We start from the raw sequence: 11,332 nt of genomic DNA on the forward strand, positions 1-11,332 counted from the left end.
GGTTCGGTGCGATGTGTCGCCAGGAAGGATCAGATCCAGCCACGGGCGCCGGCCTCCACCCCGGCCTGGAAACGCGTCGTCGCATCCAGCCGTGCCATGAGCGCGGCGATGCGGCGCGTCGCCGTCCGTGTGCTCAGCCCCAGCTGACGGGCGATCGCCTGGTCCTTGAGCCCGGCACGGAGCATCGTCAGCAAGGCGACCTCCTCCGGGGTGGGGCCCTCCTCGCCGGCCGCCGGTGCCGGTGCGCCGATCGGCTCGGCCCGCTCCCAGTACGCCTCGTACAGCTCGATGAGGGCATCCAGCAGACCCGAGGGGTGCACCACGGCGAGGCTGTCGTAGACCCCGCCGACCAGAGGGACGAGGGCCACCCGGCGGTCGATGATGTGCAGCTTGAAAGGGAGGCTGGGCAGGATCCGGGCCTGCTCGCCGAGCGCCGCCATCTCCAGCACCGTCTCGAAACGGCCGGGCCGCTCCATGGACTCCGGGCAGTAGACCGAGCGGACGTCGACGCCGCGGCGGGCCCAGGCGGCGGTCGACGCCTTCTCGGCCTCGTTGGTGTGGGGGAGCCCGTCCGCGCGGTCCAGGTACGGCGGCTTGTCGAGGACCCAGATGTGCGTGCTGACCGAGCGGTTGAGCTCGTCGATGCGCGGCGCGACCACGTCGCGTCCCGACAGCACCTCCACCAGGCTGCCCGGATCGCTGCGCAGCCGTCCGGCCCGGTACTCCTCGGTGAGGTCGTCGACGACCGACCGCAGCCCGGTGAAGGCCGCCTCGGCCTCCAGCCGCCGCTGGTCGAGCAGGGCGGTGAGCGCGGTGGCGGGACCCACGGGGCGGTACCCGCCGCTGCCGTCACGGCGCAGCAGACCGAGCCCGGCCAGCCGGGCCACGGCGCGACGGACGCGGTCCGGAGGGACCCCGGCGGTTCTTGCGTACTCCGTGGGACCGAGGTCCGCCCGGGCCAGGAAGGCGCGGTAGACCTCCTCGTCGAACCGGCTGATACCCAGGGCCTGCAGCACGTACGCGCTCCTCGTGGTGGCGTGGTCCGCCAGCTGTCCGAAGACGCCACAAGATTATCTGGACATCAACCCGCCGTGGGCCGTTCACTTTTGAATCGTTGCCAACACCCGTACCGCGGAGCGGCGGTCCCGCATCGGCCCCGTGCACCCCGCCGCGCCCGGACGCGCAGTGATGTCCCTGGCCTCTTCCCTCTGGAGGACCGAAAGTGACCTCGAAGTCACGCACCAGACCGGCCGCCCTGGTGGCGGCCACCGCCGTCGCACTGGCCCTTTCGTCCGCCGTGCCCTCCCAGGCCGCTCCCACCGCTCCCGCCGCCGGTCCCAGGCCGGTCCCCGTGGCGGGCCACCTCGCCGCCGGCCGCTACATCGTCACCCTCGCCGACCGGCCGATCGCGGCCTACCGGGGCGGAGTCGACGGCATACCCGGCACCGCCCCGGCGCCGGGCGCCAAGGTCGACCTGGCCGACGCGGACGCCGTGCGCTACCGCGCGCACCTCACCGAGGCCCAGCGCGCCACGGCCGCCTCGGTGGGCGCGAGGATCAAGCGCCAGTACGCGGTGGTCACCAACGGGTTCACCGCCGATCTGTCCGCCGCGCAGGTGGCGGAACTCTCCAAGGCCCCCGGCGTGCTGTCGGTCGCGCCCGACACCCTCAACAAGGTCTCCGACGACCGCAACTCCCAGGACTTCCTCGGGCTCACCGGGCGGCACGGGCTGTGGTCCGCCCTCGGTGGCGCCAAGAAGGCCGGCCGCGGTGTCGTCGTCGGCGACATCGACACCGGCATCTGGCCCGAGAGCCGCTCCTTCACGGCCGCACCGCTGGGCACCGCGCGGCCCACCGCCAAGGACCCGTACCGCCCCTACCGCAAGGGCGACAAGGTTGTCATGCGGAAGGCGGACGGCGGCACCTTCACCGGAACCTGCCAGGCCGGGGAGGAGTTCACCGTCGGTGCCTGCAACGGCAAGCTGATCAGCGCCCGTTGGTTCGGCGACGCATGGCTGGCCCGCGTGCCACCGGAGCGCCGCGCGGACTACGTCTCCGCACGGGACGGCGAGGGCCACGGCACGCACACCGCGTCCACCGCGGCGGGCAACAGCGGCGTCGACGTCACGGTCGAGGGGCGCCGGCTCGGCGAGGTCTCCGGCGTCGCGCCGGCCGCCACGATCGCCGTCTACAAGGCGTTCTGGACCGGCAAGGCGGCCGGCGACAGCGGCGGCATGACCTCCGACATCGTCGCGGCCGTCGACCAGGCGGTCGCCGACGGCGTCGACGTCCTCAACTACTCCGCGGGCTCGATCGTCGAGACCGCGCCGGACTCCCCGGTCCAGGCGGCCTTCCGCACCGCCGCGGCCGCGGGCGTCTTCGTCGCCACCGCGGCCGGCAACTCCGGTCCCGAGGTCTCCTCCGCCGACAACGTCGCCCCGTGGACGACCACGGTGGCCGCGAGCACCCTGGCGCCCTACGAGGCCACCGTGCGCCTCGGCAACGGCGACACCTACGTCGGCGGAAGCACCACCGTGGACTCCCCGCTCGGCCCGAAGCCCCTCGTACTGGCCGAGAAGGTGAAGAACCCCGGTGCCTCGACGACCGACGCCGCCCTGTGCCAGGACGGCACCCTCGACCCGGCGAAGGCCGCCGGCGCGATCGTGGTCTGCGACCGGGGGGTCAACCCGCGCGTCGACAAGTCCCACGAGGTGCAGCGGGCCGGCGGCGTCGGCATGGTCCTGGTCAACGTCAGCGACCTCGACACCGACGGCGACCTGCACGCGGTGCCCACGGTGCACCTCAACACCCCCGGTGCCACCGACGTCCGGGCGTACGCCGCCACCACCGGGGCCGAGGTGAGCCTGCTCCCGGGCGGCACGACCGGCCAGCCGTACCCGCAGATCGCGCCGTTCTCCTCGCGCGGGCCGTCGACCACGAACAACGGCGACCTGCTCAAGCCCGACATCGCCGCCCCGGGCGTCGGCATCCTCGCGGCCGTGGCGCCCGCCTCCAACTTCGGCCACGACTACGACTTCATGACCGGCACCTCGATGGCGACCCCGCACATCGCCGGCCTCGCGGCGCTCTACCTCGCCGAGCACCCCACGTGGTCCCCGATGGCGGTGAAGTCCGCCATGATGACGACCGCCGTCGACACGAAGACGGCGACCGGCGCGAAGAACACCGACCTGTTCGCGCAGGGCGCCGGTGAGGTGCGGCCGGCCGGCATGTTCGAGCCGGGCCTGGTCTACGACTCCACGGAGAAGGACTGGCTCGCCTACCTGGAGGGGCTCGGTGTCGACACCGGCAGCGGTGTGAGGGCCGTCGACCCCAGCGACCTCAACTACCCGACGATCGCCGTCGGTCAGATGGTCGGCTCCCAGACGGTGACCCGGACCGTCACCGCCGTGGACCCGGGTACGTACCGGGCCTCCGTCTCGGTGCCCGGGGTCAAGGCCACCGTGCACCCGTCCGTGCTGCACTTCCGCAAGGCCGGGCAGAAGGCCACCTTCACCGTCACCTTCCAGCTGACGACGGGAAGGTCCGGCGAGACGGTGACCGGCGACCTCACCTGGCGGCACGGCCGCACCGCCGTGCGCAGCCCGGTCGTCCTCACCCCGTGGAGCCTGCTGGCCCCGGCGCAGGTGACGGGTCCCGCCGGCAGCGGCAGCGTCTCCTTCCAGGTGACCCCCGGCACGACGTCCCTCCCGGTGACCCCGCGCGGACCCGTCGCGGCCACCCCGGTCCACAACACGGTGTCCACGGACAAGCCCGAGCAGGACTTCACGTTCACGGTGCCTGAGGGCACCCAGGCCGGGCAGTTCTTCGTGACCCCGGACCATCCCGAGGCCAAGCTGTCCCTGCTGCTCGCGTACGACCCGGGCGACGGCCAGACGCCTTACGTCGTGGGGGACCTGGCGCTCGACCAGACCAGGCCGGTGGTGAGCCTGCCGAGCATGAAGGCGGGCACCTACCTGGCCATCGTCGTGACGCTGGGCAGCCAGCCGGAGCTGACGGAGATCCCCTTCTCCTTCCAGGCCAACCTGATCGGCCCGGACAGCCCGACGACGGCCGGCACCTTCACGGTGACCCCGGAGCACCTCGCCACGAAGCCCGGCGTCCCGCTGACGCTGACCGCCTCGTGGAAGGGCGTCCCCGCCGACCGTCCCGCCACCGGTTACATCGGCTACCCCAACGCGGCGGGAACCCTCGTCACCATCGGCTGACGGGACCGCACGCGACGGCGCCGGCCCCCTCGTCACGAGGGGGCCGGCCGGCACCGGTCCGTTCCGGGCGGCCGGATCAAGGACGTACGGCCCCCGGCCCGAAGGGCCCGCCCGGCAGGCCCTTCGGCTTCCGGCGCGAGCGAGCGGCGGAGGGGGCGTCGTCGTGGAGTCCGCCGCGGAGCCCCGCCACGGCGAAGGCCACCGCGGAGGCCAGCAGCGCCAGCGCCAGCGGTCCCCAGATCGCCGGGATCGACCACATCGGCCAGTCGTTGGCCGCCTGCACCCACAGCGTCACGATCGCCGTGACGCCCATGGCGACGCCGTGCCACCGCACGGCCTTCGCCGCGTTCGCGTGACGCGGCCCCGGCGCGAACAGCGACCACAGCGCCCCGACGAGCCCCACCAGGCCGAACGAGAGGCCGGCGAGCGCGCCGCCGAGGCGGTCCTCGGGCCACTCCAGAGGCCCGTCGCTCGTCTCCTGCCACGTCCCCGCGGCATTCCGTACCCCGACGACCTGCCCCCGCCAGATCAGGCCGACGACCTTGTCGCCCGGCTCCAACTGCGACAGCACGGGACCGGGCCAACGGAAGGTCAGGTGCCACGGCTTGCCGGACGGCAGCGACAACTCCGCCTCGGGCGACTCCCGCTTGCCGCTGTGCGTGTCCACCGACCGCACGGTGAACTGTTGCTCCCACCGGCAGTCCGACACCTTGACGGGTGCGGACGCGCACGGCGGCGCCGCACGGAACTCCCGCTCCCGCACCAGCGCACCGCGCGTCAGGAAGACCATCGCCACCCCGACGGCCAGCGCCGTCACGGCGATCAGCAGCCATATCGCGGCTGGTGACTTCTGTTCCGCCGATCCCACTGTGTCTCCCCACCCCCGTGCGACCCCCGCGCGCCCATCCGATCATGTCGTGCCGAAGGCCGCCCAGGCCCGCAGCCGGCAGCGTCGGACGCGCCGGCCTGCCGGGTCAGGGCAACGAGGGGGGCTCCGGGGCAACGGCGACGCGGCCGGCCCCTCCGTGCGGAGGGACCGGCCGCGCTTCGTGCGGACGCGGATCAGGCCAGACCGGTCGCCCGGATCACCGTCTGCGTCACCGTGTCGCCCCGCTTGTCCGAGGCACGCACGCGCAGCGACAGGAACTCGGCCCGCCGCGGCGCGTCCAGACGGACCCGGGCGGCGCCGTCGTCCGCGCCGCGCAGCGCGAGCTTGTGCCACGTCCGGCCGTCGTCGTACGAGACCTCCACCGCGTCGGTGCTGACCCGCCCGGCCGACGCACCCGGCAGCGGGGAAGCGCTGACCGTGAGCTCGGCGTCGCGTCGCGCGGCGCCGGCCGCGTCGGTGCGGATCCCGTAGTCGAGCTGCAGCAGCGGGAGCACCTGCGGGTCGTCCGTGCGCGGCGTCGCGGAGGTGAAGCCCCACTCGGTGCGGGTCGCGGTGGAGTACGGGTACCCCTCCGTCCGCTCGGTGGACGTCACCAGCCGGTACCGGCCCGAGGCCGCCGGGACGTCCCCGCCCAGCCAGCCGCCCTCGGTGCGGGTGACCAGATCGCCGCCCCGGTAGAGCTCGTTCACCTGGGAGGTGGTGCCCGGCCCGACCACACCCGCGTGGTCGCGGCCGCCGTCGCCCCAGGCCGGGATGGTCACGTCGAGCGCGTCACCGCTGCGCCGGGGCAGCCACTGGCTCTCGTTGAGGCGCGGGTGCTCGACGGGGCCGAACCACTGGACGTCGGTGGTGCGTCCCGCCGGGTAGTCGACCAGTCCGGAGAACTGGATGGAGCGGATGCCGTTGGCGGCCTCCTCCATCCAGGTCGCCTCACCGGCCGGGGTGACCCAGTCGGTGCGCTCGGCGCCCGCCGTCGACAGCCGGGTGCCGCCGACCTTGACCCCGAGGTAGGGCTGGATGTCGTAGCGGAACTCGTCGACCTCCGTGCCGGGTTCGTTGCGGAAGCCGACGTCGACCCTGGCCAGTCGGTGCTCGGCGGGCGCGTAGGTCTGCGTCTGCGGGATCGTGCCGTGCCAGGTGTGCACCAGGTCGTACAGGTAGTCCGTCTCGGCGTGGCCGACGACGCGCATCGGCACCGAGCCGGTACGGCTGTCCTGGATACGGCCGATCAGGGTCTCGCCCTCGGTCCGGGAGACGCCCGCGATGACCAGGTCGGTGCGGCGGACGGGCTCCCGCAGCCGGCCGTTCTGGTCGTTCACCACGACGAGCAGCGCGACGCCGGCCTTCTGCGCGGCGGTGAACTGGTCGTCGGCCGCCGCGGCGGCGACCCGGTCGTCGTCGTCCGCCACGAAGCGGACCACCGCCACCTTGCCCTTGGCGTCGGCGGCCGCGTACTCCGCCGCCGTGCCGTTGCCCGCGAACACGGCGGGCAGGGTCTTGGCGCCCTCGGCCGGGCGCCCGGAACCGGGCTGGAGCCACAGGTCGTCGAAGACCTGGTCGCCGGAGGACAGGGCCAGCAGCGGCTGCTGCATGCGCCAGCGCACCGTGTACGCCAGGTCGCCCCCGGAGGCCTTCGGCATGGGCAGCGCCCACACGCTGTCGAAGCCGTCGCCGACGGTCGCGGTGTCGGTGATCGCCGGGGAGCCGTCCTTGAAGGACTGGCTGAAGTCCATGCGGATGTCGCTGTCCGTGGACGTCTTCGGCGTGACGACCTGGGTCCTGCGCAGCTTCGTCCCGTCCAGCGTCGCATCGGTGTCGGCGTCCGCCACCACGACGCCGGTGCGGGCCAGCAGCGCCCGGCCGAAGGAGGACTCGCCGTGGACGCCGCGGACGGCGCCCCAGGTCCAGACGGTGTACGTGCCCGGCGGGACGACGGTGTCCAGCACGCCGTCGAGGTCGGTGTAGAGGGCCTGCGCGAACTCGTCGCCCTTGCGCTGGTACATCACCAGGCCGACCAGCGGGTCGCCGGCGCGGTCGGTGACGTGCACGCGCAGGTGGTGGTACTCGTCCCGGGTGCTGACCGCGAGCAGGGTGCGCGTGGCGGTCTTGCCGTCGACGACGCCCTCCACGTGCCCGGTGAAGCGGGATCCCGCGGGGGCCTTGTCGAGCGTGGTGGTCACGGTGGTGGAGGCGGTGCCGTGGGCGGGCACGGTGAGCTGACGGTCCGTCACGGTGAACAGGCCCTCGGGTGCCCCCGGCGCGTCCACGCGCGGGGTCACGGTGACCGCGGTGTCAGCGGAGTTGGCCCACTCCACGGTACGGGTCACGGTCCCGCCGGACGCCCCGCCCGGGGGGTGGATGCCGGCGTCGGCCGTGGCGGTGGCCACGAGCGTGGCGCCGGTGGCGGCCACCGCGTCCACGCGTCCGTTGCCGCCCGAGTCCGCGGGGATGTCCGGGGTCGCGACGGACGTGGAGACCAGGGCGTCCTTGATCCGGGCCCCGTTCCAGTCCGGGTGCTCCGCCGCCACCAGGGCGGCGACGCCCGCGACGTGCGGGGTGGCCATCGAGGTGCCGCTGAGGGTGGCGTACGAGCCGGTCCCGAAGGGCGCCCACTGGGAGCGGGCCGCCAGGATGTCGACACCGGGGGCGGTGATCTCCGGCTTCATTGCGTCGTCCCGGAAACGGGGGCCGCGACTGGAGAAGTCGGCGATGGCGTCGGAGGAGTCGACGGCGCCGACGGTGAGCGCGGCGTCGGCGGCGCCGGGCGCGGCCACGGTGCCCTCGTACGGGCCGGCGTTGCCGGCGGCTATGGTGAACAACGCGCCCGTCTCGGCGCTGAGTTCGTTGACCGCCTGGCTCATCGGGTCGGTGCCGTCGGTGGGCTGGTCGCTGCCGAGGCTCATGCTGACCACGCGGGCCTTGGCCTCGCGGGCGGCCCACTCCATGCCGCTGATGATCCAGGAGTCGGAACCGCTGCCCGCGTTGCTGAGGACCTTGCCCACGTGCAGCCGCACGCCGGGGGCGACGCCCTTCTCCTTGCCGCCGGACGCGGCGCCGTTGCCCGCGATGGTGGACGCCACGTGGGTGCCGTGGCCGTGGTGGTCGTCGACGTCCTCGCCGGGCACGAAGCTGCGGGAGTCGGCGACGACGCCGTCGAGGTCGGGGTGGCCGGTGTCGTAACCGGTGTCGAGGACGGCGACGTCCACGCCCTGGCCCGTGTCGCCCCCGGCCCACACCTCGGGGGCGCCGATCTGGGCGACGCTGTCGGCGAGGTCGGCCTTGACCTTGCCGTCGAGCCACACCTTGCGTACGCCGCCGGACAGGGCGGGGCCGCTCGCCGCCGCCTTCGCGCCCGCCTGCGGGGTGGCCCGGCCGGTCAGGTCGGCCCAGAACTCCGCCGCCTGGTCGTGGTCCTGGGTGGTGGCGGTGCTGTCGATGCTGGTCAGCGCGCGTGCGCCGGTGGCCCCGTCGGGGAGGGACGGCGCCGCGAGCTTGCGCCGGGCGTCGGAGGAGTAGGTCAGGATGACGGGCAGGCCCTTGGACCGGTCGTCGTCGTAACCGTCGGCGATGAGCCGCGTGACGTTGAAGAGGTCGGTGTCGAGCAGTCCGGCCGCCACGTACCGCTCGGCGGCGAACGGGTAGACGTAGGTGTCGCCGTTCTGCGTGGTGATGCGGGCGTCCGCGCGGTGGCCGCCGGGGCCCTGCACGGTGACGGAGGCACGGCCGTCGCCGCCCGGCGTGACGGTGACCCGGTCGCCGGTGATGAGGGTGACGGTGCGCGGGCTGGAGCCCGAGTGGGCCCGGCCGGTCACGACCACGTTGTCCGTCGAGGAGGAGGGGGTGGCGTGGTCACTGGCAGACGCCGGTGGGATCGCCATCAGCATTGCCGCGACACCCGCGACGATCGGCAGGCCGGTTCGGCCCGGGAAGAGCGGTCTCACAGGGGATCCTTCACGTTAGATCCATCCAATGTCCGCCGCATGCTAGCGAGTTAAACGATTCAACGGGCCGGGAAACGAGAGTGGAACAGCGGCGTCTTTCCGCCCGCTGTCGGGATCACGACAGGGTGAGAACCCCGGCCGCCGTCGCCGCGAAGGGCACGGTGGCGAACGCCGTCGACGCGTGCCACGAACTCCTTGTCGACGTGGCACGGTTCATGGCGGCCGATCTCGGGACCGTGATCCGTGGACGCCCCGTTCCGGTGACCTCGGGCTCGCTGCCTCCGGGCCTCACCCTGAACCCCGGCACGGGGCAGATCGCCGGGACCCCCACCACCGCCGGGGCGTTCACCTTCACGGTGACCGCCTCCGAGACGGCCCCCGCGCAAACGGCGCAGCAGGCCTTCACGTTGACGGTCTCCGCGGCGACGTGCGCCACCGTCACCCCGACCATCACCGGGACCAACAGTGCCAACGTCATCTTCGGCACCCCCGGCAACGACGTGATCTTCGCCCTGGGCGGCAACGACGTCGTGGACGGCCGCGGCGGTGACGACCTGATCTGCGGCGTGGCCGGCAACGACACGCTGACCGGCGGGGCCGGCAACGACCGCATCGAAGGCGGTGACGGAAACGACGCCCTGACCGGCGGTGACGGCGACGACGCCCTCTTCGGTGACGCCGGCAACGACGCCCTCTCCGGCGGTCCCGGCACCAACACCAACAACGGCGGACCCGGCACCGACGCCTGCGTCAACCCGGCCACCGGTCCCGGCTGCAATCCCTGACCGCTCACCGGCCCGCCGTCACGGCGGCGGGCCGGACGTCCGCGCGGAGCCGACGGCGGCTCGACGGGGCCGACCGGCCCGGGCGTCGCACCGCGGCCCGGCTGACGTCCGGCGACGGCGCTACCGCGGTGTGCCGAGGCGGTCGACGAGGTCGTGCCAGCCGGCGTCCAGCCGCTCGATGGGCATGCCCCGGGCCGTGAGCAGGTACTCCACGAGCACGGTGTCGAGGTAGGCCTGCAGCGTGTGCCCGGTCAGTTCGACGTCGCCGGGGGCGCCCGCCTGCCGGAGCAGCAGGGTCAGGTGCGTGAGCCTGAGCTGGTACGACGGGTTGAAGCGGCGGCTCTGCTCCCGGCGCGCGGCGAGGTACAGGTCGCGATGGGCGTGCTCGTGGCGCATCACGGCGGGACCGAAGGCGCGCAGCCGCTCCAGCGGCGGGGCGTCCGGTCCCAGGGGCGGCGGACCGGTGAGGAAGGCCGCCTGGATCTGCTGCTCGATGTGGTCGATCAGCGCGAGCATCAGCCCCGTGCGGTCGCCGAAACGCCGGAAGACCGTCCCTTTGCCGACCTCGGCCGCGGCGGCGACGGCCTCCATGGTCACGTTCGCCGCTCCGTGCTCGGCGGCGAGTTCGGCCGCCACCTCCAGCAGGCGCCTGCGGTTCCGTGCGGCGTCGGCGCGCAGCCGTGGTGGCTCGCCCGCCGGTGTGAGGGTGAGGCCGGCAGGTCCGGCGGAGGCGTCGCGCACGGGGAGGGCGGCGCGGTGCGGCTCGGTCATGGCCACAGCGTAGCGGTGGGAATAGAAGTGGACCGCGGTCCGTTTGACTGGTACAACATGTAACCGGACCACGGTCCGCTTTCAGTTCCTAGCAGGGAGTTCGCCCATGTCCGTCCGCATCCTCGCCCTCGTCGGCAGCCTCCGCGCCGGTTCGCACAACCGCCAGCTCGCCGAGGCCGCCGTCAAGCACGCGCCCGAGGGCGTCGAGATCACGCTCTACGAGGGTCTGGCGGAGGTCCCCTTCTACAACGAGGACCTCGACGTCGAGGGCGCGGTGCCCGAGGCCGCCGCCCGTCTGCGCGCCACCGCCGGCGCCGTCGACGCGTTCCTGCTGTTCTCGCCCGAGTACAACGGCACCATCCCGGCCGTCCTCAAGAACGCCATCGACTGGCTGTCCCGCCCGCACGGTGCCGGTGCCCTGTCCGGCAAGCCGGTCGCCGTGGTCGGCACCGCTTACGGCCAGTACGGCGGCGTGTGGGCCCAGGACGAGGCCCGCAAGGCGGCCGGCATCGCCGGCGCCTCCGTCCTCACGGACGCCAAGCTCTCCATCCCCGGGTCCGTGACCCGCTTCGCGCAGACGCACCCGGCGGACGACTCCGAGGTCGTCGAGGGTCTGACCCAGGTCATCGAGCAGCTCTCCCAGGCCGGTGCCGGCGTCGCCGCCTGAGCCCCCTCCACGCCGGGACCCCGCGGGCCGTCGCCCGCGGGGTCCTGGCGT

At 73.6% G+C, this 11,332-nt stretch carries 7 protein-coding genes; 3 read left to right on the forward strand and 4 right to left on the reverse strand.

Annotated elements, in window-relative coordinates:
- Positions 1 to 29: 29 nt before the first annotated feature.
- Positions 30 to 1,016, reverse strand: a complete 987-nt coding sequence (locus PV410_RS14480) for a LuxR C-terminal-related transcriptional regulator (RefSeq protein ID WP_500324579.1) — start codon at positions 1,014 to 1,016, stop codon at positions 30 to 32.
- A 206-nt stretch (positions 1,017 to 1,222) separates the two neighbouring features.
- On the opposite strand from PV410_RS14480, the gene PV410_RS14485 reads away from it, so the two are divergent.
- Positions 1,223 to 4,228, forward strand: a complete 3,006-nt coding sequence (locus tag PV410_RS14485; protein WP_500324581.1) for a S8 family peptidase — start codon at positions 1,223 to 1,225, stop codon at positions 4,226 to 4,228.
- 76 nt (positions 4,229 to 4,304) lie between these two features.
- Here the strand turns inward: PV410_RS14485 and PV410_RS14490 are convergent, their stop codons facing one another.
- A complete protein-coding gene (locus tag PV410_RS14490; RefSeq protein WP_500324583.1) occupies positions 4,305 to 5,096 on the reverse strand; it encodes a hypothetical protein in 792 nt (263 codons plus the stop codon).
- 194 nt (positions 5,097 to 5,290) lie between these two features.
- Positions 5,291 to 9,058, reverse strand: coding sequence for a S8 family serine peptidase (locus PV410_RS14495; protein ID WP_500324584.1), 3,768 nt, complete (start codon positions 9,056 to 9,058; stop codon positions 5,291 to 5,293).
- Positions 9,059 to 9,183: 125 nt separating this feature from the next.
- Here PV410_RS14495 and PV410_RS14500 point away from each other — a divergent pair, with 125 nt between their 5' ends.
- The gene (locus PV410_RS14500) at positions 9,184 to 9,843 is read left to right on the forward strand and encodes a calcium-binding protein (protein WP_500324585.1); all 660 of its coding nucleotides are present in this window, start codon (positions 9,184 to 9,186) and stop codon (positions 9,841 to 9,843) included.
- Positions 9,844 to 9,963: 120 nt separating this feature from the next.
- On the opposite strand, the gene PV410_RS14505 is transcribed toward PV410_RS14500, so the two are convergent.
- Positions 9,964 to 10,614, reverse strand: a complete 651-nt coding sequence (locus tag PV410_RS14505; RefSeq protein WP_500324586.1) for a TetR/AcrR family transcriptional regulator — start codon at positions 10,612 to 10,614, stop codon at positions 9,964 to 9,966.
- Positions 10,615 to 10,720: 106 nt separating this feature from the next.
- On the opposite strand from PV410_RS14505, the gene PV410_RS14510 reads away from it, so the two are divergent.
- Complete coding sequence (locus tag PV410_RS14510) at positions 10,721 to 11,281, forward strand: NAD(P)H-dependent oxidoreductase (RefSeq protein ID WP_500324587.1); 561 nt, start codon at positions 10,721 to 10,723, stop codon at positions 11,279 to 11,281.
- The last annotated feature ends 51 nt before the right edge of the window (positions 11,282 to 11,332 follow it).

Origin of the sequence: Streptomyces sp. PA03-5A (assembly GCF_033792725.1) — a bacterium.
Classification (GTDB): domain Bacteria; phylum Actinomycetota; class Actinomycetes; order Streptomycetales; family Streptomycetaceae; genus Actinacidiphila.

Bases quoted from the DNA above. Each gene is read 5' to 3' on its own strand.
- PV410_RS14505 (WP_500324586.1), bottom strand. From the start codon at position 10,614: ATGACCGAGCCGCACCGCGCCGCCCTCCCCGTGCGCGACGCCTCCGCC.
- PV410_RS14510 (WP_500324587.1), top strand. From the start codon at position 10,721: ATGTCCGTCCGCATCCTCGCCCTCGTCGGCAGCCTCCGCGCCGGTTCG.